The 23,259-nt window shown below is 72.1% G+C and carries 20 protein-coding genes; 9 read left to right on the top strand and 11 right to left on the bottom strand.

All coding sequences use genetic code 11. The features are described from left to right. Window positions 1-20: 20 nt before the first annotated feature. Window positions 21-926 (bottom strand): ROK family protein, encoded by a 906-nt coding sequence (locus BGO15_RS12810; protein ID WP_056206334.1) that lies wholly within the window; start codon window positions 924-926, stop codon window positions 21-23. A gap of 17 nt (window positions 927-943) precedes the next feature. Further along, window positions 944-1,522 carry an orotate phosphoribosyltransferase gene (gene pyrE / locus BGO15_RS12805; RefSeq protein WP_056206332.1) on the bottom strand — a complete coding sequence of 193 codons (579 nt, stop codon included), beginning with the start codon at window positions 1,520-1,522 and terminating at the stop codon, window positions 944-946. Window positions 1,523-1,617: 95 nt separating this feature from the next. Here pyrE and BGO15_RS12800 point away from each other — a divergent pair, with 95 nt between their 5' ends. After that, window positions 1,618-2,457 carry an exodeoxyribonuclease III gene (locus BGO15_RS12800; RefSeq protein ID WP_045246378.1) on the top strand — a complete coding sequence of 280 codons (840 nt, stop codon included), beginning with the start codon at window positions 1,618-1,620 and terminating at the stop codon, window positions 2,455-2,457. 58 nt (window positions 2,458-2,515) lie between these two features. On the opposite strand, the gene BGO15_RS12795 is transcribed toward BGO15_RS12800, so the two are convergent. After that, entirely contained in the window at window positions 2,516-2,956 is a 441-nt protein-coding gene (locus tag BGO15_RS12795; RefSeq protein ID WP_137877765.1) for a VOC family protein, read from the bottom strand. A gap of 137 nt (window positions 2,957-3,093) precedes the next feature. On the opposite strand from BGO15_RS12795, the gene BGO15_RS12790 reads away from it, so the two are divergent. From BGO15_RS12790 to BGO15_RS12775, 4 genes are all read left to right on the top strand, one after another. Continuing rightward, entirely contained in the window at window positions 3,094-4,359 is a 1,266-nt protein-coding gene (locus BGO15_RS12790; protein WP_056206331.1) for a sensor histidine kinase, read from the top strand. Window positions 4,360-4,394: 35 nt separating this feature from the next. Beyond that, window positions 4,395-5,075 carry a response regulator gene (locus tag BGO15_RS12785; protein WP_056206432.1) on the top strand — a complete coding sequence of 227 codons (681 nt, stop codon included), beginning with the start codon at window positions 4,395-4,397 and terminating at the stop codon, window positions 5,073-5,075. A 108-nt stretch (window positions 5,076-5,183) separates the two neighbouring features. After that, complete coding sequence (locus BGO15_RS12780) at window positions 5,184-6,068, top strand: ABC transporter ATP-binding protein (protein WP_056518889.1); 885 nt, start codon at window positions 5,184-5,186, stop codon at window positions 6,066-6,068. Next, complete coding sequence (locus BGO15_RS12775; RefSeq protein WP_056518891.1) at window positions 6,065-7,189, top strand: ABC transporter permease; 1,125 nt, start codon at window positions 6,065-6,067, stop codon at window positions 7,187-7,189. Before BGO15_RS12780 ends, BGO15_RS12775 begins: the two co-directional genes overlap by 4 nt. 3 nt (window positions 7,190-7,192) lie before the next feature. On the opposite strand, the gene BGO15_RS12770 is transcribed toward BGO15_RS12775, so the two are convergent. Next, window positions 7,193-8,959: a glycoside hydrolase family 15 protein gene (locus tag BGO15_RS12770; RefSeq protein WP_056518894.1), complete on the bottom strand. Its 1,767-nt coding sequence runs from the start codon at window positions 8,957-8,959 to the stop codon at window positions 7,193-7,195. A gap of 75 nt (window positions 8,960-9,034) precedes the next feature. On the opposite strand from BGO15_RS12770, the gene BGO15_RS12765 reads away from it, so the two are divergent. Next, complete coding sequence (locus BGO15_RS12765) at window positions 9,035-10,402, top strand: glucose-6-phosphate dehydrogenase (protein ID WP_056518903.1); 1,368 nt, start codon at window positions 9,035-9,037, stop codon at window positions 10,400-10,402. A 502-nt stretch (window positions 10,403-10,904) separates the two neighbouring features. Here BGO15_RS12765 and BGO15_RS12760 read toward each other — a convergent pair. Then, window positions 10,905-11,285: a VOC family protein gene (locus BGO15_RS12760; protein WP_056206618.1), complete on the bottom strand. Its 381-nt coding sequence runs from the start codon at window positions 11,283-11,285 to the stop codon at window positions 10,905-10,907. A gap of 90 nt (window positions 11,286-11,375) precedes the next feature. Next, window positions 11,376-11,843 (bottom strand): ribonuclease E activity regulator RraA, encoded by a 468-nt coding sequence (gene rraA / locus BGO15_RS12755; RefSeq protein ID WP_056206621.1) that lies wholly within the window; start codon window positions 11,841-11,843, stop codon window positions 11,376-11,378. Between the two features lie 176 nt (window positions 11,844-12,019). On the opposite strand from rraA, the gene BGO15_RS12750 reads away from it, so the two are divergent. Further along, window positions 12,020-12,601, top strand: a complete 582-nt coding sequence (locus BGO15_RS12750; RefSeq protein WP_045246690.1) for a nitroreductase family protein — start codon at window positions 12,020-12,022, stop codon at window positions 12,599-12,601. Between the two features lie 75 nt (window positions 12,602-12,676). Here BGO15_RS12750 and BGO15_RS12745 read toward each other — a convergent pair whose 3' ends face one another. Beyond that, window positions 12,677-14,875: an ATP-dependent Clp protease ATP-binding subunit gene (locus tag BGO15_RS12745; RefSeq protein ID WP_082486290.1), complete on the bottom strand. Its 2,199-nt coding sequence runs from the start codon at window positions 14,873-14,875 to the stop codon at window positions 12,677-12,679. Window positions 14,876-15,034: 159 nt separating this feature from the next. On the opposite strand from BGO15_RS12745, the gene BGO15_RS12740 reads away from it, so the two are divergent. Both BGO15_RS12740 and BGO15_RS12735 read left to right on the top strand, forming a co-directional pair. Next, window positions 15,035-16,063 (top strand): agmatine deiminase family protein, encoded by a 1,029-nt coding sequence (locus BGO15_RS12740; protein ID WP_162237842.1) that lies wholly within the window; start codon window positions 15,035-15,037, stop codon window positions 16,061-16,063. Continuing rightward, complete coding sequence (locus tag BGO15_RS12735; RefSeq protein WP_056518948.1) at window positions 16,060-17,763, top strand: amidase; 1,704 nt, start codon at window positions 16,060-16,062, stop codon at window positions 17,761-17,763. Before BGO15_RS12740 ends, BGO15_RS12735 begins: the two co-directional genes overlap by 4 nt. A gap of 60 nt (window positions 17,764-17,823) precedes the next feature. On the opposite strand, the gene BGO15_RS12730 is transcribed toward BGO15_RS12735, so the two are convergent. The 4 genes from BGO15_RS12730 to BGO15_RS12715 are packed head-to-tail and all read right to left on the bottom strand — an operon-like array spanning window position 17,824 to window position 23,034. Further along, complete coding sequence (locus BGO15_RS12730; RefSeq protein ID WP_056206624.1) at window positions 17,824-18,456, bottom strand: DUF1989 domain-containing protein; 633 nt, start codon at window positions 18,454-18,456, stop codon at window positions 17,824-17,826. 35 nt (window positions 18,457-18,491) lie between these two features. Continuing rightward, complete coding sequence (locus BGO15_RS12725; protein WP_056518950.1) at window positions 18,492-20,030, bottom strand: hydantoinase B/oxoprolinase family protein; 1,539 nt, start codon at window positions 20,028-20,030, stop codon at window positions 18,492-18,494. 11 nt (window positions 20,031-20,041) lie between these two features. After that, window positions 20,042-20,944 (bottom strand): hypothetical protein, encoded by a 903-nt coding sequence (locus BGO15_RS12720; RefSeq protein ID WP_056206628.1) that lies wholly within the window; start codon window positions 20,942-20,944, stop codon window positions 20,042-20,044. After that, window positions 20,941-23,034 (bottom strand): hydantoinase/oxoprolinase family protein, encoded by a 2,094-nt coding sequence (locus tag BGO15_RS12715; protein ID WP_056518951.1) that lies wholly within the window; start codon window positions 23,032-23,034, stop codon window positions 20,941-20,943. The genes BGO15_RS12720 and BGO15_RS12715 overlap by 4 nt, the downstream gene beginning before the upstream one ends. Window positions 23,035-23,259: the final 225 nt, after the last annotated feature.

Below are 23,259 nucleotides of genomic sequence, written 5' to 3'. Positions count from 1 at the left end.
CCGAGAGCGGATGCCTCGCCTCAGCGCAGCACGAGGGCGGCGGCGCCGATCAGCGGGCCGTCGCCGGCGAGTCCGCTCGGCACGACCCGCGTCGCCCGCGAGAACGGCAGAGCCGCGCTCTCGCGCAGCGAGGCCTGCACGAGGTCGATGTAGTCGGGCGTGACGGTCGAGAAGCCCCCGCCGATCGCGACGGCCTCGAGGTCGATGAGGGTCGCGGCGTCGGCGAGCACGATGCCCACCGCCCGCGCCGAGCGCTCGATCGCGGCGCGCGCGACCGGGTCGCCCGCGGCGGCGTCGCGGGCGAGGTCCTCACCACGCTCGCCGCCCCACCCCTGGGCCTGCGCCCAGCGCACGCTCGAGGGGCCGGATGCCACGTGCTCGAGGGTCGGGCCGAATCCCTCGAACCCGGCGGGAGCCGACACCTGCCCGATGTGGCCGGCGTTGCCGGTGCCGCCGCCGACGAGCGCGCCGTCGACGACGAGTCCACCGCCGACGCCCGTCGAGACCACGATCGACATCGACGCGCGGGTTCCGGCGGTCGCGCCGATCCAGTTCTCGGCGAGCGCGATGCAGCCGCCGTCGTGGCGCAGTCGCACCGGCACGCCGCGGCCGACCACGCGCCGCACCGCATCGGCGAGCGCGAACCCGTGTACGCCGGGCATGTTCACCGGGTCGATCGTCTCGCGCACCGCATCGATCGGGCCGGCCGCGCCGATGCCGACGCCCACGAGCTCGTCGTCGGGGCCGAGCGCGGCGACGGCAGCGCTCACGACCGCGGCGGCCGCGGCATCCAATCGGGCAGGATCGGTGTCAGGCCCGGTAGGTCGCCGGGTGCGGCCGACAGCGCGCACGAGACCGGATGCCTCGACGAGCGCGGCTTCGATCTTCGTGCCGCCGAGGTCGACGGCGAGAGCGACGGTGCTCATGCGGGGTACTCCCGGGGCTACTGGGGGTCGAGACCGAGGTCGTCGAGGTCGATCGCCGCGAGCCACTGCAGGCCCTCGGCCTCGATCGCCGCCTGGGCGCCCGTGCGACGGTCGACGATCACCGCGACCGCGACTGGCTCGGCGCCTTCGCGGCGCAGCGCCTCGACCGCCTTCAGGGCGGACTGGCCGGTGGTCGAGGTGTCCTCGAGCACGACGACGCGCTTGCCCGCGACATCCGCTCCCTCGATCTGACGGCCGCGGCCGTGGTCCTTGGGCTCCTTGCGCACGACGAAGGCGTCGAGCGGGCGACCGGCGTGCACCGACTCGTGCAGCACGGCATTGGCGATCGGGTCGGCGCCGAGGGTGAGCCCGCCGACGGCGACGATGCCGTCGACGTCGCGAATGAGGTCGAGCATGATGCGACCGATCGCGGGGGCGGCCCGATGGTCGAGCGTGAGCTTGCGCATGTCGACGTAGTACGTCGCCCGCTTGCCGCTGGAGAGGATGAAGTCGCCGTGGAACACGGCCTCGTCCTTGATGAGCGCGATGAGCGCCTGACGGTCGGATTCGAGCTCGGGCGCGGAGGCAGCGGTCACGCCTCCGAGTGTAGGGCGGGGCGCGGCATCCGCCCGTCACGCCGGACCCGCCGCGACCCGGACTCGGCGTCGGGGGTGCGCCCTAGGCTGGGGCCATGCGGCTTGCGACCTGGAACGTCAACTCCATCCGCGCACGGGTCGTGCGCACCGTCGAGTTCTGCGTGCGAGAGAACATCGATGTGCTCGCCATGCAGGAGATCAAGTGCAAGCCCGAGCAGTTCCCCTACGCCGAGTTCGAGGCGGCGGGCTACCAGGTCGTCGCGCACGGGCACAACCAGTGGAACGGCGTCGCGATCGCGAGCCGTGAGCCCATCGAGGACGTCTCGTTCGCCTTCGACGGCATGCCGGGCTTCCAGAAGGGCTACGACGGACCGGATGCCCCGCAGGAGGCGCGTGCGCTCGGCGCGACGATCGACGGCGTGCGGGTGTGGAGCCTGTACGTTCCCAACGGCCGTGGGCTCGACGACCCGCACTACCGCTACAAGCTCGAGTGGCTCGCCGCGCTGCAGGGCTACACGCGCGGGGCGCTCGGCGCCGACCCCGACCTGCCTCTCGCGCTCGTCGGAGACTTCAACATCGCGCCCCTCGACGCCGACAACGGCGACCCGACCGTCGTCGAGGGCGTGACGACGCACGTGTCCCCGCCCGAGCGAGAGGCGTTCCAGGCGCTCCTCGATGCGGGGCTCAGCGACGTCGTGCGGCCGCTCGTGCCGACCGGCTACACCTACTGGGACTACAAGCAGCTGCGCTTCCCCCGCAACGAGGGCCTGCGCATCGACTTCGTGCTCGGTTCGCACGCGTTCGCCGACGCGGTCGCGGGAGCCTCGATCGCGCGCGACGAGCGCAAGGGAGAGATCCCGAGCGATCACGTGCCCGTCGTCGTCGACCTCGATCTCGAGGGTCCCGATGACGACGACCGCCCGATGATCTTCTGACCCGCGCCCCGCGCGCGCCCGGGATCGACGATCCGCTCGCGCGCGGGAACCGCCGCGATCAGCCCTGTTCGGCGGTGTACGCCTCGGGACCTTGGGCCGCGGCCGCCGGATCCATCCACAGGAACGACAGGATGTTGCCATCCGGGTCCTCGAGGTCGCGCGAGTACATGAAGCCGAGGTCCTGAGCCGGGCGCGGCTCGACGCCGCCGGCATCCAGACCCTTCGTGAGCGTCGCATCGACGTGCTCGCGCGAGTCGCGGGTGAGCGCGATCATCGTCTGCACCTCGGCGCGCGGGTCGCCGATGGGCTTGTCGGTGAAGGTCGCGAAGAAGTCGCGGCGCAGCACCATGAAGAACACGGTGTCGCTCCACACCACACACGCCGCGTTCTCGTCCGTGAACAGCGGGTTGATCTGGCAGCCGAGCGCCTCATAGAACGCGATGCTGCGGGTGAGGTCTTCGGTGGTGACGTTGACGAACACCATCTGCGGAACGGACATGGCGACTCCTCGGCCTCGGGCGCGCGGGCTGCGCGCAGGATGAGCCTCGGTCCGCGTCGGCGCCGTGTCAAGTGCGCGCGCTCCTCTCCTCCGCAGGGGGGATGCCGCGGCGCATCGCCCGCCCATAGGTTGGAGGGATGTCCCCCCTTCCCCCGCCGCTGCGCCCGCTGCCGCTCGGGCGGCGCGAGCAGCGCGTCGATCTGGTGATCGCCGCCGGGGTCTTCGTGCTCGCGCTCGTGAGCGTGGCGCTGTCGGCGATCGGCGGTCTGTGGGGTGCGGCGCAGGCGCCGCTCGCGGTGGGCATCGCCTACGCCGCGGTGCTGGCGGCGCCCCTCGCCCTGCGACGCCGGTGGCCGGGGATCGTGACGGCGATCGTGTCGGCCGCGTACTTCGTGGCGGTGACCGCCCACATCCCCGAGGTGCTCGTCGGCAACATCGCGGTGTTCCTCGCGTTCTACTCGATCGGCGCGTGGACGCCGAACCGCCGCCGCGCGAACCTCGTGCGCGCGGCGATCGTCGTCGCGATGTTCGCGTGGCTCGTGGTGTCGATGTTCGAGGCCGCGACGACCGCGACCTCGACCGACGTGCCCCAGGGTGTCGCACTGTCACCCGCGATCGCGCAGGTGCTGCTGAGCGTGCTGATCAACGTGCTCTACTTCGGCGCCGCATGGGGCTTCGGAGACAGGGCGTGGACCGCGGGGGTGCAGCGCCGGGTTCTCGAGGAGCGCACCGCCGAGCTCGAGCGCGAGCGCGAGGTGACGGCCTCACAGGCGGTCGCGCTCGAGCGGGTGCGCATCGCCCGCGAGCTGCACGATGTCGTCGCCCACCACGTGTCGCTCATGGGCGTGCAGGCGGGGGTCGCGCGCACAGTGATGGCCTCCGACCCGGCGCTCGCGACCACCTCCCTCACGCAGGTCGAGGGGTCGGCCCGCTCGGCTCTCGCCGAGCTGCGGCAGCTGCTCGAGACGCTGCGCACCTCTCCCGACGCGGATGCCGCACCCCAGCCGTCGCTGTCGCTCGACGCGATCGAGACGCTGGTGACGAATGCCGCGGCCGCCGGCCTCCCGACGACCCTCACGACGGTCGGCGCACCGTGCGAGGTGCCCGATCTCGTGCAGGTGAACCTCGTGCGCATCGCCCAGGAGGCGCTCACCAACGCGCGCCGTCACGGCGGCCACGACGCGACCGCCGACGTGCGTCTGCGCTTCGAGGCCGACGCGGTCGAGCTGGAGGTCGCGAACACCGGGCGGGTGGCGGCATCCGTCACCCCCGGCCTCGGGATGGTCGGCATGCGCGAGCGCGTGACGGTGTCGGGCGGAACCCTGGAGCTCATCCCCCGCACCGGCGGCGGCTTCATCGTGCGGGCGCGGGTGCCGCTGGCCCGGGTGGAGCAGACCCCGTGAGCGCCGTGCGGGTGGTGCTGGTCGATGACCACGCGATGATGCGGGCCGGGTTCCGGGCGATCCTCGACGCGCAAACCGGGATCGAGGTCGTCGGGGAGGCGCCCACCGGACGCCGCGCGCTCGAGGTGGTGCGTGAGACGCGCCCCGACGTCGTGTGCATGGACGTGCAGATGCCCGACATGGACGGCCTCGAAGCGACCCGCCTGCTGACGGCGGATCCCGTCGTCGAGGCACGCGTGCTGGTGGTCACGACGTTCGACCGCGACGACTACTTGTTCCAGGCGCTCGATGCCGGAGCCAGCGGCTTCCTGCTGAAGAACGCCGGCCCCGAGGAGATCGTGCGCGCGGTGCGGGCGGTCGCGGCCGGCGACGCCCTGCTCGCGCCCGAGGTCACCCGTCGCGTGATCGAGCGGTTCGCCGCGGCATCCGCCGGTCACCCGCCGGTCACCGCTGCCCGCCCGGCCGGCGCGGCCGTGGTGGTCGCGCCGGCCGAGCCGGCGACGACGGATGACGCGCACCTCGAGCCCGCCCTCACCGACCGCGAGCGCGACGTGCTGCGGCTGATGACCGACGCGCTCTCGAACGCCGAGATCGCCGCGCGGCTCTACATCGGGGAGGCGACGGTGAAGACGCACGTGTCGAACGTGCTGCGCGCTCTCGGCGCCCGCGACCGGGTGCAGGCGATCGTGCTCGCCTACCGGCGCGGGCTCGTCTGAGGGCCCGCCCGCCGCGCGGCGGAGGGGCACGCCCACACGATCCACCCGTGGGGGGAGGCGCGGGGGCTGCGGCATCCGTAGGTTCGAGACGACCCCCGAGGAGGATCCATGCTCGAACTGCAGGGTGTGACCAAGAGCTACGGCGGACGCCGGGTGCTCGACGGCGTCGGCTTCCGCGTGACCGGCGGCGCGCTCACCGGCTTCGTCGGCGGCAACGGCGCCGGCAAGACGACCACGATGCGCATCGCGCTGGGCGTGCTCGCCGCCGACGGCGGCAGCGTGCTGCTCGACGGCGCCCCGGTGAGCCGCGACGACCGTCGCCGCTTCGGCTACATGCCCGAGGAGCGCGGGCTCTACCCGAAGATGAAGGTCGGCGAGCACATCGCCTATCTCGCCCGCCTGCACGGTTACGGCAAGACGGATGCCGCGCGACAGGCGAACGACCTGCTCGAGCGTCTCGGGCTCGGCGAGCGCCTCGGCGACAACATCGAGACGCTCTCGCTCGGCAACCAGCAGCGGGCCCAGATCGCGGCGGCGCTCGTGCACGACCCCGAGGTGCTGATCCTCGACGAGCCGTTCTCCGGACTCGACCCGCTCGCCGTCGACGTCGTCGCCGGTGTGCTGCACGAGCGAGCGCAGCGCGGCGCCGCGGTGCTGTTCTCGTCGCACCAGCTCGACGTCGTCGAGCGCCTCTGCGACGAGCTCGTGATCATCGCCGGCGGCACGATCCGCGCGGCCGGCACTCGCGCCGAGCTGCGAGCGCAGCACGAAGCGCACCGGTTCGAGCTCGTCTCGGCGACGGATGCCGGGTGGCTCCGCGGCGAGCCGGGCGTCACCGTCGTCGAGTTCGCCGGCGGCCACGCCGTGTTCGACGTCGACGACGACCAGACCGCGCAGCGGGTGCTGCGCCGCGCGGTCGAGCTCGGTGACGTGGCGACGTTCACCGCGCAGCATCCTTCCCTCGCCCAGATCTTCAAGGAGGTCGTGAAATGACCCGTCTGCACCCCGCCGCCCCCTCGGCGGCCCAGGGCGTCTGGCTCGTCGCCGAGCGCGAGATCGGCTCGCGTCTGCGCAGCAAGGCGTTCGTGATCTCGACCCTGATCCTCTTCGCGATCGCGCTCGGCGGTGTCATCTGGGGCGGTTTCGCGGCGAAGAACGTCTCCGACACCAAGGTCGCGGTGACCGCCGAGACGGCGACCGTCGTCGCCGGGCTCCCGGGGCTCGAGGTCACCACCGCCGCCACGACGGAGGCCGCGCTCGCCGCCGTGCGCGACGGCGACGTGAAAGCCGCGATCGTGCCGTCTGCGGACGTGCCGGGGGCCGCGGCATCCACCTCGCCCTTCCCCTACACGGTCGTCGGCGACCAGGACGTGCCACAGAGCCTCGTCGCGCAGCTGAGCGCGACCCCGCAGGTGCATCTGCTCGACCCGCCGTCGACCGACGGGATGCTGCGCTACTTCGCCGCGATCGGCTTCGGCGTCGTCTTCCTCATGGCCGCCTCGACCTTCGGCGGCACGATCGCCCAGTCGGTCGTCGAGGAGAAGCAGACCCGCGTGGTCGAGCTGCTGATCTCGGCGATCCCGGTGCGGGTGCTGCTGGCGGGCAAGGTGATCGGCAACACGATCCTCGCGATGGCGCAGATCCTCGTGCTCGCGGCGATCGCGATCGTCGGGCTCTCGATCACCGGCCAGGACGCCGTGCTCACCGGCCTCGGCGCCCCGATCGTGTGGTTCGCGGTGTTCTTCCTGTTCGGCTTCATCCTGCTCGCGTCGCTGTTCGCCGCGGCCGGCAGCATGGTGTCCCGCCAGGAGGACATCGGGTCGACGACCTTCCCGCTCACGATGCTCGTGATGCTGCCCTACTTCCTCGTGATCTTCTTCAACGACAACCCCGTCGTACTCGCGGTCATGTCGTACGTGCCGTTCTCGGCGCCGGTCGCGATGCCGCTGCGGCTCTACCTCGGCACCGCGCAGGTGTGGGAGCCGATCGTGGCGCTGATCGTGCTCATCGCGACATGCGTCGGCGCCGTGCTCGTCGGGGCGCGCATCTACCAGAACACGCTGCTGCGCATGGGCGCGCGCGTGAAGCTGAGCGAGGCGCTCAGCCGCGCATAGCGCTCAGGATGCCGCGGCCAGCGCGTCGGCGGCACGCACGAGCGCCAGGTGGGAGAACGCCTGCGGGGTGTTCCCGGCCTGGCGCTCGTGCGCGGGGTCGTACTCCTCCGACAGCAGCCCGAGATCGTTCGCCGCCCCCGCGGCGGCCGCCATCAGACGCTCCGCGTCGGCGCACCGGCCGGTGTGGGCGTACTGCTCGACGAGCCAGAAGCTGCACGCCAGGAACGGGTTCTCCGCACCGGCGAGCCCGTCCACCCCGCTCGAGGTGCGGTAGCGCCGCACGAAGCCGTCGGGCATGAGGTCGCGTTCGATGCGGGCGACGGTGGCGACCATGCGCGGATCGTCGTACGCGCAGAATCCGACCTGAGCGAGGATCAGCAGCGAGGCATCCACCTCGTCGGTGCCGTAGTACTGGGTGAAATGACCGTCGGATGCCACGCCCTGCGCGGCGATCTCCGCGGCCAGGTCGTCGCGCAGCCGGCGCCAGTGCGCGACGGGGCCGCGCAGCCCCGTGCTCTCGGCCGCGGTCACCGCCCGATCGAACGCCGCCCACAGCATCGCGCGGGAGTGGGTGAAGCGGCGCGGTTCGCCGCGGATCTCCCAGATGCCGTTGTCGGGCCGGTCGAGGCTCACCTCGGCGCGGCGCACGAGCGCGAGCTGCAGCGGCCACGAGTACTCGGTCTCGGCGAGGCCCGCCTCCCGGGCCAGCTGCAGCGCGACCATCACCTCGCCGACGACGTCGGCCTGGAACTGGGTGACGGCGCCGTTGCCGATGCGCACGGGCGCCGCCCCCTTGTAGCCCGGGAGACTCGCGAGCTCGCGCTCGGCGAGGTCGCGCTCGCCCGCGATGCCGTACATGATCTGCATCTGCGCGGGGTCGCCGGCGATGGCGCGCAGCAGCCACAGCCGCCAGTGGTCGGCGGCCTCGACGAACCCGTGCGCGACGAGCGTCTGCAACGTCAGCGACGCGTCGCGCAGCCACACGTAGCGGTAGTCCCAGTTGCGGGCGCCGCCGAACTGCTCCGGCAGCGACGTGGTCGCGGCGGCCACGATGCCGCCGGTGTCGGCGTGGCTGAGGGCGCGCAGCACGAGCAGCGAGCGGATCACCTCGGCCCGGTACGGACCGTCGTGCGCGATGTGGTCCGCCCAGTCCTGCCAGCCGGTGCGGGTCGCGACGAGCGCCGCGTCGACGTCGACCGGCTCGGGACGGTCGCGGAACGAATGCGACCACGTCAGCGTGAGGTCATGCGTGCCGCCCGCGTCGATCGATACGGTGCCGCGATGCACGTGGTCGCGCGCCTCGAGACGGATGCCCCGCACGGTCACCCGGTCGGGGCCGGCCGTCGCGTGCAGCTCGGGCACCGCACCGTCGAGCTGGCGCACCCACGGGATCGCCCGGGCATAGTCGAAACGCAGCCGCAGCGCGGTCTCGAACGGCACCCGGCCCGACAGGCCGACGATGCGCCGCACGATGTCGACGCGATGTGGCCACACCGGCATGAACTCGTGCACCTCGGCGACACCCGTCGCCGTCTCCCACCGGGTGACGAGCACGAAGGTGTCGCCGTCGTAGCGGCGGGTGACGGTCGCCGCGCGGTCGACGGGACGCAGGGTCCAGTGGCCGTGCTCCTCAGTGCCCAGCAGAGCGCCGAACACCGACGGGGCATCCCATCGCGGTGGACAGAACCAGTCGATCGACCCGTGCCGCGACACGAGCGCCCCCGTGCGGCAGTCGCTGAGCAGCGCGTATTCCCCGATCGATGCGGACACACCCCGATTCTGCCCCGCGCCGGCGTCGCCGCGGCATCCGCGTCGTCGCGCGTGTCGAGGGCGTAGCGTGTGAGCGTGACCGACGAACGCACCCTCGTCATCCTCGGCGCCACCGGGGACCTGACCTCCCGCCTGCTGCTGCCGGCCCTCGCCCAGCTGCTCGACGCGGAACCCGACACGAAGGTGCGCCTGGTCGGCGCCGGCATGGATGCCGAGACGGATCGCGCGTGGCGCAGCCGCGTGAAGGCGGCGTTCGGCGAGGGCGTGGGGGCCGCGGCATCCGCCGTCGTCAAGGCGACCCGTTACGTGCAGTGCGACATCACCGCGACGAAGGACCTCACTGCCCTCCTCGCCGACGCGGGCGAACGCCCCGTGCTCTACTTCGCCGTGCCGCCCGCCGTCGCGGCCGCCGCGTGCCGCGCGCTCACCGGCGTGACGCTGCCGGCCGAGACGATCCTGGCGCTCGAGAAGCCGTTCGGCACCGACCAGCACAGCGCCGAGCAGCTGAACGCCGTGCTCGCGCAGCTGCTGCCCGAGCAGCAGATCTTCCGCGTCGACCACTTCCTCGGCCGGTCGATGGTGCTCAACATGCTCGGCGTGCGGTTCGCGAACCGCGTGTTCGAGCCGGTGTGGTCGTCGGAGAACGTCGCGTCGGTCACCATCCGCTACGACGAGTCGCTCGGCCTCGAGGGCCGCGCCGGCTACTACGACAAGGCCGGCGCGCTCGAGGACATGATCCAGAGCCACCTGCTGCAGGTGCTCGCCTTCGTCGCCATGGAGCCGCCCGCGACGCTCGACGAGCGCGACCTGCGCGACGCGACCGGGGCGGCGCTGCGCGCCACCCACGTGTGGGACGACAACGCCGTGCACAGCTCGCGTCGCGCCCGCTACACCGCCGGCACGATCGACGGCACGGCGCTGCCGAACTACGTCGACGAGCCGGGCGTCGACCCGTCGCGGGGCACCGAGACGCTCGCCGAGGCTGTGTTCGAGGTGCGTACCGCCCGCTGGGAGGGTGTGCCGTTCACGCTGCGCTCGGGCAAGGCGATGTCGGCCCGGCTCGCCGAGGTCGTGCTGCGCTTCAAGCCCGTGCACCACCTGCCGACCGGCTTCTCCGGCGAGGAACAGGGCAGCGTGCTGCGGTTCTCGCTCGGCCCCGACGTGTTCTGCCTCGACCTCAACGTCAACGGCGCCGCCGACCCGTTCTCGCTCTCCCGCGCCACGATGCACGCCGAGCTCGGCGAGGGCGCGCTGAAGGCCTACGCGGAAGTGCTGTCGTCGATCCTCTCGGGGGATGCGGCCCTCGCCGTGCGCGGCGACGCCGCCGAGGAGTGCTGGCGCATCGTGCAGCCCGTGCTCGACGCCTGGCGGCGCGGCGACGTGCCGCTCGACGAGTACCCCGCAGGCTCGACCGGCCCCGACGGGTGGCCCCCGCTCGGCTGACGGCCGCGGCGCGGCATCCGCTCGCTCACTCGCCCCCCGCGCGCGCTCTCACGCGCTCTCTTCACTGCCGCCGAATCCACTCGTCGCCGCCGAATCCACCTCGTGCACACGGCGGCGCGGAGTGGAATCGGCGCGCAGATGTTGATTCGCGAGGGAGCGGGAAGCGGGGTGGGCCAAGTGTGCGGACGAGGGAGGGGCGCGGACAAGCGGGCGCGCGAGCCGGCGGCGCGCGTGCGGGCGACGGCAGCGCCGCGCAGCTGCGGCGCGTGGCGCGAGTGAGCGAGGGCACGGCGAGAGAGTCGTCAACACGTCACTCCTCTGCCTCCCCTGTTCGCCGAATCCCCACGTCGCCGCCGAATCCACCTCGTGCACACGTCGGCGCGGAGTGGAATGGGCGCGCAGATGTTGATTCGGCGGGAAGAGGGTGGGGGAGGGTAAGGAAGCGGGAAGAGGCGGAGCGAGTGGGGCGATCGCTCGCAGAGCGCCGAAGCGCCAGCGAGCGCTAGCTGCGCGAGAGCACGGCCAGCACGTTGCCGGCGGGGTCGCGGAACCAGGCGATGTCGGGGCCCCAGCCCCGCACGATGCCCTTCGCATCGGACGGCACCTGGTCGTCGGGATAGATCTTCGTCTCGACGCCGCGGGCACGCAGGTCGTCGACCGCGGCATCCACGTCGTCGACCGGGAAGTTCATGATCGTGAAGCTCGCCGGCTCGTGGTTGGGTTTCGAGTACGCGAGCACCCGGCCGCCGGAGGGCAGTGTGATGTCGAGGAAGCCCATCGCGTTCACCTCGACGTCGAGCCCCAGCGTGTCGCCGTAGAAGACCCGAGCCGCCTCGACGTCGTCGACGCTGAATCCGCTGAACGCCCCTTCGGTCGTGAACATGGCCGCCTCCTTCGCGCGCGGGGAACTCGAACGCCTCCACACTGCTCCGCGCGGGTCGCGCTGTAAAGGGCGAGGGATGCCGCGGCCCCCTCAGCGCTCGACGAGCACCCCGTCGGCATCGGCCCAGACGTGCAGTCCCGGCGCGAACACGACCCCGCCGATCACGATCGGCACGTCGACCTCGCCGACGCCCTCCTTCGCGGACTTTCGCGGGTTCGAGCCGAGCGCCTTCACGCCCAGGTCGAGGCCGCCGATCGCCTCACGGTCACGGATCGCGCCGAACACGATGATGCCCGCCCACCCGTTCGCGACGGCGGATGCCGCAATGAGGTCGCCGACGAGCGCCGACTCCAGCGACCCTCCCCCGTCGACGACGAGCACCGCCCCGTCGCCGGGCGTCGCGAGCGTCGCCTTCACGAGGGCGTTGTCGCGGTGGCAGCGGATCGTTCGCACCGGCCCGTCGAACGCGGTGCGCCCGCCGATGTCCTGGAACGGCACCGACAGCGAATCCAGGTCGTCGCCGCGCTCGTCGTAGAGGTCGGCCGTCGCGATGGTCATGACCCCACGGTACGGGCCGGATGCCGCGGCATCCGCTCTGTTGCGCGGGGAAGATCGCCGATCCTTCTGTATCGGTCAATGACAACCTGTGCGTACCTGGGAACACCTCATCGCGTCATGCTGTTGGATGCACTGGGCCGACGACGTCCCGCGCCATCCGATTCCGAGGAGCAGACATGTCTCAGTCCATCGCGCATCCCGCGCTCATCGAGGCCCCCGTGCTCGACGTCTTCGCCGAGCGCTGGAGCACCCGTATCTTCGACGCCACCGCCGTCATCGACGAGGACGCCCTGCGCAGCGTGCTCGAGGCCGCGCGCTGGGCGCCGTCCGCGTCGAACACGCAGCCGTGGCACTTCATCGTGGGCCGCCGCGGCACCGACACCCACGCCAAGCTCTTCGACGGGTTGCTCGACTTCAACCAGGCCTGGGCGGGCACCGCCTCGGTGCTGATCGCGTTCGTCACCGAGACCGAGCGCGACGGCAGGGCGCTGCCGTGGAGCGAGTACGACCTCGGCCAGTCCGCCGCGTTCCTCACCGTGCAGGCCCACGCCGAGGGACTCGCCACCCACCAGATGGGCGGCATCGACCGCGCCAAGTTGCGGGCGGCGTTCGACCTGCCCGCGACCTACGAGCCCGTCTCGATCATGGCGGTCGGCACGCTCGGCGACCCGCAGCTCGCCTCCGAGCAGCTGCGCGAGCGCGAGGCCGCGCCGCGTGTGCGCAACTCGCTCGAGGGCATCCTCATCGCGAACGACTGAGCCGCGGCATCCGTCGCACGACACCCGAGACCCCCGGCGCCGACGCGGCGCGCGGGGGCGTCGGAGGCGGGGCGCTCAGTCCTCGATGATCGCCTCGATGACGTCGCCCTCGTCGTCGGCGGCGGGCGCCTGGCCGTCGCTCGTCAGCACGAGCTGCGAGCCCGCGGCATCCACGTCGACACGTACCACGTCACCGTCGTGCACGCGTCCGGAGAGGATCGCCATCGCGAGGCGGTCCTGGATCTCCGACTGGATGAGGCGGCGCAGCGGACGCGCGCCGAACACCGGGTCGTATCCGCGCTCGGCCAGCCAGGTGCGGGCGTCGGGGGTCACGGCGAGGGTGAGGCGCCGCTCCTTCAGCCTGCGCTGCAGGGCGTCGACCGACAGTTCGACGATCTGGGCGAGGTCGTCCTCGGTGAGCGCCTGGAAGATCACGACGTCGTCGAGACGGTTGACGAACTCGGGACGGAATGCCTGGCGCACGAGCGCCTGCACCTGCTCCCGCTTCTCGTCGGGGGTGAGCAGCGGGTCGATCAGGATCGGCGAGCCGAGGTTCGACGTCAGGATCAGGATCACGTTCGTGAAGTCGACGGTGCGGCCCTGGCCGTCGGTGAGGCGGCCGTCGTCCATGACCTGCAGCAGCACGTCGAACACCTCGGGGTGCGCCTTCTCGACCTCGTCGAGCAGCACGACGCTGTAGGGGCGCCGACGCACGGCTTCGGTGAGCTGACCGCCCTGCTCGTAGCCGACGTATCCCGGAGGGGCGCCGACCAGGCGCGACACCGAGTGCTTCTCGCCGTACTCCGACATGTCGATGCGCACCATGGCGCGCTCGTCGTCGAAGAGGAACTCGGCGAGCGCCTTCGCGAGCTCGGTCTTGCCGACACCGGTCGGCCCGAGGAACAGGAACGATCCGGTCGGGCGGTTCGGGTCGCTGATGCCGGCGCGCGAGCGGCGCACCGCGTCGGACACCGTGCGCACGGCCGGCTTCTGGCCGATGAGCCGCCGGCCGAGCTCGGCCTCGAGGTGCACGAGCTTCTCGGTCTCGCCCTGCAGCAGGCGCCCCACCGGGATGCCCGTCCACGCGGCGATCACGGCAGCGATGTCCTCGTCGGTCACCTGGTCGCCGACCATGCGCTCATCGGTCGACTCGGCCTGCTCGGCGGCGACGAGCTCGCGCTCGAGCGCCGGGATCTCGGCGTACAGTAGCCGCGACGCCTTCTCGAGGTTGCCCTCGCGCTGGGCGCGCTCCGCCTCGACGCGGGCGGCGTCGAGGCGGGTCTTGAGGTCGCCGACGCGGTTGAGCGAGGCGCGCTCGCGCTCCCACCGGGCCTGCAGCTCGGTGAGTCGGGACTCCTCGGCGGCGAGGTCGGTGCGCAGCTTCTCGAGACGCTCCTTCGAGGCCGCGTCCTTCTCCTTCTTGAGGGCGAGCTCTTCGAGCTTGAGCCGGTCGACGTGGCGGCGCAGCTCGTCGATCTCGAGCGGAGCGGAGTCGATCTCCATGCGCAACCGCGACGCGGCCTCGTCGATCAGGTCGATGGCCTTGTCGGGCAGCTGGCGCGAGGGCAGGTAGCGGTTCGAGAGGGATGCCGCGGCCACCAGCGCCCCGTCGGCGATGGCCACCTTGTGGTGGGCCTCGTAGCGCTCCTTGAGTCCGCGCAGGATCGCGATCGTGTCCTCGACGCTCGGCTCGCCGACGTAGACCTGCTGGAAGCGGCGCTCGAGTGCGGCATCCTTCTCGATGAACTCGCGGTACTCGTCGAGGGTGGTGGCGCCGATGAGGCGCAGCTCACCGCGGGCGAGCATGGGCTTGAGCATGTTGGATGCCGCGACCGACCCTTCGCCGCCGCCGGCACCCATCAGCACATGCAGCTCGTCGATGAAGGTGATGACGCGGCCCTCGGACTCGGTGATCTCCTTCAGCACGCTCTTGAGGCGCTCCTCGAACTGGCCGCGGTACATCGCGCCGGCGACGAGGGCGGAGATGTCGAGGGAGACGAGCTCCTTGTTCTTGAGCGACTCGGCGACGTCGCCCGCGACGATGCGCTGGGCGAGGCCTTCGACGACGGCGGTCTTGCCGACGCCGGGCTCGCCGATGAGGACGGGGTTGTTCTTGGTGCGTCGGGTGAGCACCTGGCTGACGCGGCGGATCTCGCTGTCGCGTCCGATGACGGGGTCGAGCTTGCCCTGGCGGGCGCGCTCGGTGAGGTTGATGCCGAACTGCTCGAGGGCGCTCTGCGCCTCCTCCTGGCCCGGCTGCGGTGTGGCGTTCATGATGCTCCTGAAGTTCGCTGCTCAAAGTTGAGTCTTACGCGCTCAAGTTTAGCACTCGCGGATGTCGAGCGCTACGGGGTGGGCCGGAGGTATCGTGCCCCGAGAGGCGCATCCACCCGCGCGCCCCACGCGAACGAACGGACGCCCATGGCCTGGCGCATGCCCTCCGAGACCGCCCCGCACGACCGCACCTGGATGGCCTTCCCGGTCGAGGGCGTCACCCTGGGCGACACCGACGCGCTGCGCGAGGAGGGCTACCGCGCGTGGACCGACGTCGCACTCGCCGTCGCCGAGTTCGAGCCGGTCACGATGGTCGTCGACCCGTCCGAGACCGCGCGGGCGCGGCGCCTGCTGGGCGGCGCGGTCGAGATCGTCGAGGCCCCGCTCGACGAGTTCTGGATCCGCGACTTCGGCCCCACCTTCGTCGTCGACGCCGACCGACCCGGCGCGCTCGGCGCCGTCGACTGGGTGTTCAACGGCTGGGGCTCCCCCGACTGGGCGAACGCGGCGCTCTCGAACGAGATCGCCGGCATCGTCGCCGCCCTCGTCGGCGCCGAGCGCATCCCGTCGCTGCTCGTGAACGAGGGCGGTGGCATCCACGTCGACGGCGAGGGCACCGTGCTCGCGACCGACACCGTGCAGCTCGGCGCGGAGCGAAACCCGTTCGCGACCCGCGAGCGCGTCGAGGCGGAGTTCGCGCGCACCCTCGGCACCACCCGCACGGTGTGGCTGCCCCGCGGCCTCACCCGCGACTACGACCGCTTCGGCACGAAGGGCCACGTCGACATCGTCGCCACGATCCCCTCGCCCGGTCGCCTGCTGCTGCACGACCAGCGGGATGCGGGGCATCCCGACCACGCGGTCACCCGCGACCTCGTCGACCTGCTGTCGCACGAGACGGATGCCGCGGGCCGCCCCTTCGAGATCGTGCGCCTTCCCGCCCCGTCGACGCTCCGCGACGCGCACGGCGTCGTCGACTGGAGCTACGTCAACCACCTCGTCGTCAACGGCGGCGTGATCGCGTGCGGCTTCGGCGACGAGCGCGCGGACGCCGACGCGCGGGCGATCCTCGCCGAGGCCTACCCGGGCCGCCGCGTCGTGTCGGTCGAGTCGCGTCCGATCTTCGATCGGGGCGGCGGCATCCACTGCATCACTCAGCAGCAGCCCTCCCTCGGCGCGTCGGCATGATCGACGTCGTCGAGGCGTCGATCGCCGAGCTGCGGTCGGCCCTCGAGGACGGCCGCACGACGAGCGTCGCGCTCGTCGACGCCTACCTCGCGCGCATCGCCGCCTACGACGCCCCCGGCACCCCCACCGCACTCAACGCCGTCATCGTGGCGAACCCCGATGCGCGGGCGGAGGCCGCGGCATCCGATGCCCGACGCGCCCGCGGCGAGGGACGCGGGCCGCTCGAGGGCATCCCGTACACCGCGAAGGACAGCTACCTGGTGCGCGGCCTCACCGCGGCGGCAGGCAGCCCCGCGTTCGCCGACCTCGTCGCCCAGCGTGACGCGTTCACGATCGAGCGGCTGCGGGCTGCGGGCGCGATCTGCCTCGGCCTCACCAACATGCCGCCGATGGCCAACGGCGGCATGCAGCGCGGGGTCTACGGGCGGGCCGAGAGCCCGTATGACGCCGACCACCTGACGGCGCCGTTCGGCTCCGGCTCGTCGAACGGCTCCGGCACGGCGACCGCCGCGAGCTTCGCCGCGTTCGGGCTCGGCGAGGAGACCTGGTCGAGCGGGCGCGGCCCGGCCTCCCACAACGCGCTCTGCGCCTACACGCCCTCGCGCGGGGTGATCTCGGTGCGCGGCAACTGGCCGCTCGTGCCCACGATGGACGTCGTCGTCCCCCACACCCGCACGATGGCCGACCTGCTCGAGGTGCTCGACGTCATCGTCGCCGACGACCCCGAGACGCGCGGCGACCTGTGGCGCACCCAGACGTGGGTGACGATCCCCGCGGCGTCCGCCGTGCGCCCCGCCTCCTACCCCGCTCTCGCCCACGGCACCGACGTCCTGCGGGGAGTGACCGTCGGCGTGCCCCGCATGTACATCAACGCCGACCCCGACGCCGGCACCGCGGCATCCCCGGGGATCGGCGGCCCCACCGGGCGCCGCATCGTCACCCGCGACAGCGTCATCGCGCTGTGGCAGGCGGCGCGCGCCGACCTCGAGGCGCGCGGCGCGCGGGTCGTCGAGGTCGACCTGCCCGTCGTCAGCAACTACGAGGGCGACCGGCCCGGGGCATCCACCATCGCCACCCGCGGACTCGTGTCGCCCGCCTATCTGCGGCGCGAGATCGTCGACCTGTCGGCGTGGGCGATGGAGGAGTTCCTCGCGGCGAACGGCGACCCGGCGCTGCACTCGCTCGCCGGCGTCGACGGCCACCGCATCTTCCCGGCCCCGCCCGGCGCGCTGCCCGACCGCTACGACGGGTTCGAGGACGACCTCGTCACCTACCCCGACTGGGTGCGCGCGCACCCCGGCGCCGGGTGGGAGGGCATGCCCGAGCTCGAGGACGGCCTGCGCGGACTCGAGGAGACCCGACGCATCGACCTCGAGCAGTGGATGGACGCCCAGGGCCTCGACGTGCTCGCCTTCCCCGCCGTCGCCGACATCGCACGCGCCGACATGGACGTGAACCCCGCCTCGGCCGACGCCGGCTGGGCCAACGGCGTCTGGGTCGCGAACGGCAACCTGGCGATCCGGCACCTCGGCATCCCGACCGTCACCGTGCCGATGGGGCTGCTCGCCGACATCCGCATGCCCGTCGGACTCACGTTCGCCGGCCGCGCCTACGACGACGAGCGGATGCTGCGCCTCGCCGCCGCGTTCGAGGCGATCCGGCCGCGGCGCGTGGCGCCGCCGCGCACGCCCGCGCTCTGACGCGGATGGGGCGGGCGCGCCGGTCACCCGGCACGGCCCGCCCCATCGGCGTGCGGCGCGTCAGGCCACCGTCACCTGCATCGGCGTCACGTGGAACGCGTTGCACGGGTTGTGCTCCTCCGGGCAGTTCGACAGACCCACGTAGAGGTCGTCGAGCGCTTCGAGCACGATGCAGTCGCCGGCCTTCGTCGTCGGCTCGACGATCTCCATGCGTCCGTCGGCGTGATGGATGATGTTCATGAAGAGCGAGATGCACTGGTCGGGGTTGATCTTCGTCTCGTCCAGACCCAGCTCGCGCCAGTCGCCGACGAGGTTGTCGAGGCATCCCCAGGTCTCCTCGACCCCGTAGCGGATCGAGTTCGAGTACTTCGAGCAGTAGCCGCCGGTCATGTTGTGGATGCCGTTGTCGTCGCGCACTACGCGGAACATCGGGCGGCAGCGGTCGGAGTAGATCGTGTACCCCTCGTTGAGGTCCCACTTGCCCGAGCTCACGCGCGTGAACATCGCCGACAGGCGCTCGTCGGGGTCGGAGACCATCGAGGCGATGAAGTCCATGACCTGCTGCCCCTCGAGGTCGGTGATCGTGAGAGTCTGCCCCTTGCGGAGGGCCAGCGCGAGGCGCCCCTTGGGAGCGAGCACGGTGGATCCCGGCTCCGCCCAGGCGATCGTGGTCGTGTCGTGTGCGTCAGTCATGTGTGTTCCTTCGTCCGTCGTCGTCAGCAGGTCTGTCATCGGGCGCCGTATCCGCCGCCGCCCGGAGTGCGCATGAGGATGCGGGATCCCGGCGCCCAGCGGATGCGCCCCTTGGGTTCGGCGACATCGCTGCCGTCGACCCGCAGCACTCCCGGGGCGCCGTCGCCGCCGCCGGCGAGACCCGGCGCGGCGTGCTCGATGCGCTCCGTGAGGAAGATCACGTCGAGCGGGGCGTCGTGCCGAGACACGAGCGCGACCTCCTGGCCGTCGCCGCCGCGCCACGCGCCCTCGCCGCCCGAGCCGCGCACGATCGACTTCGACTCGACGAGCACGGGAGCCTGGCTCTCGACGATCTCGACGGGCGTGTTCGACACGTTGCTCGGCGTCGACAGCGTCGCGTAGCCGGCCTGGCCGCGCGCGGCGCCCTGACCGCCGTTGAAGCACAGCAGCGAGGCGAACGGACCGGTCTCCTTCTCGCCGCGGATGCCGACCACCCAGAAGGGCGTGCCGGCGGCCGCCGAGACCCGGTCGGGCAGCACGTCGGCGAGCGCGCGGGAGAGCACCGAGGGGATGGCGTGCGCGGGGAAGTTGGCGCTCACCGCCGCGTTCGTTCGCGGGTTCAGCAGCGACCCTTCCGGCACGCGGATCGCGATGGGGCGCAGGGCGCCCTCGTTGTTCGGCAGCTCGGGTGCCAGCAGGCACGCGAGCCCGTACCGGGTGTAGCCGAAGGTCGGCGAGGCGGAGTTGATGCCGAACGTCGACTGGCGCGAGGTGCCCTCGTAGTCGACGGTCATCGAATCGCCGTGCACCTCGACCGAGACCACGATCGTCTTCGGCTCCTCGAAGCCGTCGAGATCGATCGAGGCCGCGTAGTGGCCGTCGGGGATCTCGGCGATCGAGGCCCGCACCGCGCGCTCGGTGGCGTCGCAGATGTGGGCCGCGGCCTCGTCGAGATCGAGCCCCGCGTCGCTGTCGAGCAGCGCCGTCACGCGGCGCTCGCCCAGCGCGTTCGCAGCGATGAGCGCGTCGACGTCGCCGAGCACCTGCGCGGGAACCCGCACGTTCGCGGCGAGGATGCGGCGCACGAGGGCGTTCGGCACGCCCGCTTCCACAAGCTTCACGGGCGGCAGGCAGAAGCCCTCTTCGAACGCATCCTGCGCGAACGCGCCCTCGGAGGTGCCGCCGATGTCGGAGAGATGGCAGATCGAGGCGACGTAAGCCACGATGCGACCGTCGCGGAAGACGGGGGTGGCCGCGGTCAGGTCGGGCAGGTGCGTGTTGCCGTAGCGCGGCGAGTTGGTGGCGATCACGTCGCCCGGCCGCAGGTTGTGCTCGCCGAGCTCCGCCACCATCGCGCGCACGGTGCCCGCGACGGTTCCGGTGAACACGGGCACCGAGCGCCCGTACTCGACGAGCAGGTCGCCGCGCGCGGTGAGCACGGCGCAGGCCAGGTCGTTCGACTCCCGCACCACCGAGCTGAAGGCGGTGCGCAGCAGCACCGCCGCCATCTCATCGGCGACGGAGATGAGTCGCTGCCAGACGATCTGCAGCGTCGCTGCATCCCACTGGGTCATGGTGTGTACTCCTAGAACTCAGGCGTGTCGGAGGCTGTCGCCTCGGGGAAATGGCGCTCGAGCAGCTGGCGATCGAGCAGGATCTGTCGGACGATGCCCGCGACGACCGCCGGGGTGGGCGCGTCATCCGAGAAGTCCTGGGCGGCGTTACCGGCCTTCAGGTAGACCGGGGCGGCGACCCGCACGAACTCGGGCACGTCGTAGCCGCGCACGAAGCCGCCGGTCGAGCGGGGGTTGTCGGTGTGCAGGTCGAGTGCGACCGCGGTCGTCGCGCGCACGGCGGCGAGCATCGCGACATCCAGATCGCGCTGCAGGTTGACCGAGTCGGCACCCGCATCGGCAAGCAGGAGCGCATGGGCGGGGTTGGCGGCACCCATGTTCGAGGACGCCTTCAGCCGCACCTCGGCGGGAAGCTCCCCCGCCGCGCGCAGCCGTGCCAGGACGAGCAGCAGCCCCTCGTCGAACACGAGGAACCCGCGCACGCCCAGCCCGACCGCGTGCAGCACGTCCTCGAGGCCCTGCGCAAGCTGTTCCCCGCCGCGCAGGCGGTAGGCGCTGGCCGCCGCCACCGGACCGGCGGCGAACTTCTGGCCGCCGATGTCGTAGGTGCCGCGCGGCCCCACGGCCATCCGCAGTTGGATGCCGCGCCCCGCCGCCTCGTTCACGAGGTCGACGATCTCGTGGTCGAGGTAGCGCATCGTGCCGACGGTGTTCGTCGCCTGGTGGAGACGCGCCCCGTCGCGGCGCAGCGCGTCGTCGATCGCGGCGACGGCAGCGGCATCGAGCGCGCCCGCGACCTCCCACTTGTACCAGCCGCCGTCGGCGAAGCGTTCGGTGCTCGTGGCCGGCTCACCACCGCGACCGGTGGAGATCCCGAGTCCGGCGAGCAGGCCCTCGGCCCGCTCGAGGCTCATGAGCGCGCCCCGCTCAGCGCCGCGGCATCCGCCGTCTCGGGGCGTCGCACCGCGATCTCGACGTGCAGGTTGCCGTGCTGATCGAGCCAGGCGATGTCGTCGGGGCCGACGACCGCGGTGCTCTCGGGCAGCTGGAGGATCGCGGGACCCGTCACCCGCTCCTCGGGCGGGAGTGAGAGCATGCGCCGCACCGGCACCTCGACCAGACCCGTCTCGGCGAACCAGGCGGTGCGGGTGCGGGTGCGCTCCTCGCTGGCGTCGGGGCTCACCGTGCGGGTGAGGGTCGGTACGGTGAACGGCCCGTAGACCCGCACGCGCCAGGTGACGATCTCGATGCGTTCGTAGTCGGGTGTGACGCCGTAGATGTGCTCGTACTCGCGCACGAAGCGATCCCGGTAGCCCGCGGGGTCGTCGCCGTCGCCGACGGCCACCTCGATCTCGAAGCCCTGCCCGAGGAAGCGCATCTCGACGAACCGGTCGATGCGGGCGACGTCGGTGCCGAGTTCGCGCTGGGCCTGGGCGACGAGGTCGGCGTAGATCGCCTCGACCGCCGCGGCGTCCCAGTCGCGCAGCTCGAGCAGGCGCGTGCGTGACTCCTCGACCATCGGCGGGGCCACGAGGAGACCGGTCGCCGAGAGCACGCCCGCGGCGGCCGGGATCACCACGTGGGACACCCCGAGGATGCGGGCGATGCGCGCCGCATGCACCGGGGCGGCACCGCCGAAGGCGACCATCGGGAAGGTGCGCGGGTCGTGCCCGTGCTCGGTCGCGTGCACCTGCACGGCGAGAGCCATGTGCTCGTCGACGACCCGGGCGATGCCGGCCGCCGCGGCAACCGGGTCGTGACCGAACGCGGAGCCGAGTCGCGACACCATCGCCTGACGGGATGCCGCGGCATCCAGTGTCATGCGACCGCCGAGGAAGTAGTCGGGGTCGAGGTAGCCGAGCACGATGTCGGCGTCTGTGACGGTGGGTTCCTCGCCGCCGAGTCCGTAGCCGGCGGGTCCGGGGCGTGAGCCTGCCGAGTGGGGGCCGACCTTCAGCAGGCCGAGGCCGTCGAGCGCGGCGATCGAGCCGCCACCCGCGCCGATCTCGATCATGTCGACGACGGGCATCGACACCGGGAGCCCCGAGCCCTGCTTCAGCCGGTGCACGCGCCCGACCTCGAAGCCGTTGCGCACGGTCGGCTCGCCGCCCTCCACGATGCAGACCTTCGCGGTGGTGCCGCCCATGTCGAAGGCGATGAGGCGGTCCATGCCGAGCTGGGCGCCGACATAGGCGGCGCCGATCGCTCCGGCCGCCGGGCCCGATTCGAGCAGGCGGATCGGGTAGGCGCGGGCGGTCGCGGTGGTGACGACACCGCCGTTGGACTGCATGAGCATGAGCGATTGGTCGATGCCGAGCGTCGTGAGCGCACGCTCGATGTCCTCGAAGTGCTCGCCGGCGATCGGGCGCACGTAGGCGTTGGCGAGCGTCGTGACGGTGCGCTCGTACTCGCGGATCACGGGCACGAGATGTCCCGAGAGCGTGACGGGGACATCGGGGAGCCGCTCGGCGAGGATCTCGGCGATCGTCTCCTCATGGGCGGCGTCGACGTAGGAGTGCAGCAGGCACACCGCGATCGACTCCACGCCGGCCGCCGCGAGCTCGTCGGCGATGCGCTCGACGTCGGCGCGGTCGAGCGGGGTGAGCACCTCGCCGCGGGGGCCGCGACGCTCGGTGACCTCGAACCGCTCGGTCGGCGCCACGAGGGGGTCGGGCAGCTGCAGGCGCGGGTCGTAGAGGTCGTAGCGCCATTCGCGTCCGATCTCGAGCACGTCGCCGAAGCCCCGGGTCGTCACGAGCGCCGTCTTCGCGCCGCGACGCTCGATGAGCGCGTTGGTCACGAGGGTGGTGGCACCCACGACGGCGGAGTCGATCGCGTCGGTGTGGTGGTCGGCGTCGGCGAGCACCTGGGAGATGCCCGCGGCGATGGCGCGGCTGAAGTCGTCGTAGGTGGTGAGGGCCTTGCCGAGCCAGGTGCGCCCGGTGGTCTCGTCGAGCAGGACGATGTCGGTGAACGTCCCGCCGATGTCGAAGCTGGCTTTCATGAGTGTCTTTCGGTCGGAGAGGGGTCGATGTGTCGGGGGCGCATCGACGCTGTCGGGGGTCGCGCGGGGATGAGGATCGTCGCGATCTCGATCACGGATGTCACAGGGTCACCGCCGCGGTCATGAGCACCGGCGGCACGACCAGGCCGAGCTGTCCGGCGCGCTGCACGGTGACGAGGGCGCCCACGGCGGCGCTGCGCCGCACGGCGAGGTCGTACACGAGTC

This window comes from Microbacterium sp. 71-23, from assembly GCF_001897265.1.
Lineage (GTDB): Bacteria > Actinomycetota > Actinomycetes > Actinomycetales > Microbacteriaceae > Microbacterium > Microbacterium ginsengisoli.
This window is presented reverse-complemented; position numbering and strand designations above follow the sequence as displayed.

Coding starts and splice junctions, on each gene's coding strand:
- BGO15_RS12775 (WP_056518891.1), top strand. CDS start 6,065: ATGACCCGTCTGCACCCCGCCGCCCCCTCGGCGGCCCAGGGCGTCTGG.
- BGO15_RS12735 (WP_056518948.1), top strand. CDS start 16,060: ATGATCGACGTCGTCGAGGCGTCGATCGCCGAGCTGCGGTCGGCCCTC.
- BGO15_RS12720 (WP_056206628.1), bottom strand. CDS start 20,944: ATGAGCCTCGAGCGGGCCGAGGGCCTGCTCGCCGGACTCGGGATCTCC.
- BGO15_RS12790 (WP_056206331.1), top strand. CDS start 3,094: ATGTCCCCCCTTCCCCCGCCGCTGCGCCCGCTGCCGCTCGGGCGGCGC.
- BGO15_RS12795 (WP_137877765.1), bottom strand. CDS start 2,956: ATGTCCGTTCCGCAGATGGTGTTCGTCAACGTCACCACCGAAGACCTC.
- BGO15_RS12780 (WP_056518889.1), top strand. CDS start 5,184: ATGCTCGAACTGCAGGGTGTGACCAAGAGCTACGGCGGACGCCGGGTG.
- BGO15_RS12740 (WP_162237842.1), top strand. CDS start 15,035: ATGCCCTCCGAGACCGCCCCGCACGACCGCACCTGGATGGCCTTCCCG.
- BGO15_RS12785 (WP_056206432.1), top strand. CDS start 4,395: ATGATGCGGGCCGGGTTCCGGGCGATCCTCGACGCGCAAACCGGGATC.
- BGO15_RS12725 (WP_056518950.1), bottom strand. CDS start 20,030: ATGACCCAGTGGGATGCAGCGACGCTGCAGATCGTCTGGCAGCGACTC.
- BGO15_RS12810 (WP_056206334.1), bottom strand. CDS start 926: ATGAGCACCGTCGCTCTCGCCGTCGACCTCGGCGGCACGAAGATCGAA.
- BGO15_RS12750 (WP_045246690.1), top strand. CDS start 12,020: ATGTCTCAGTCCATCGCGCATCCCGCGCTCATCGAGGCCCCCGTGCTC.
- BGO15_RS12760 (WP_056206618.1), bottom strand. CDS start 11,285: ATGTTCACGACCGAAGGGGCGTTCAGCGGATTCAGCGTCGACGACGTC.
- BGO15_RS12730 (WP_056206624.1), bottom strand. CDS start 18,456: ATGACTGACGCACACGACACGACCACGATCGCCTGGGCGGAGCCGGGA.
- BGO15_RS12715 (WP_056518951.1), bottom strand. CDS start 23,034: ATGAAAGCCAGCTTCGACATCGGCGGGACGTTCACCGACATCGTCCTG.
- BGO15_RS12745 (WP_082486290.1), bottom strand. CDS start 14,875: ATGAACGCCACACCGCAGCCGGGCCAGGAGGAGGCGCAGAGCGCCCTC.
- BGO15_RS12800 (WP_045246378.1), top strand. CDS start 1,618: ATGCGGCTTGCGACCTGGAACGTCAACTCCATCCGCGCACGGGTCGTG.
- rraA (WP_056206621.1), bottom strand. CDS start 11,843: ATGACCATCGCGACGGCCGACCTCTACGACGAGCGCGGCGACGACCTG.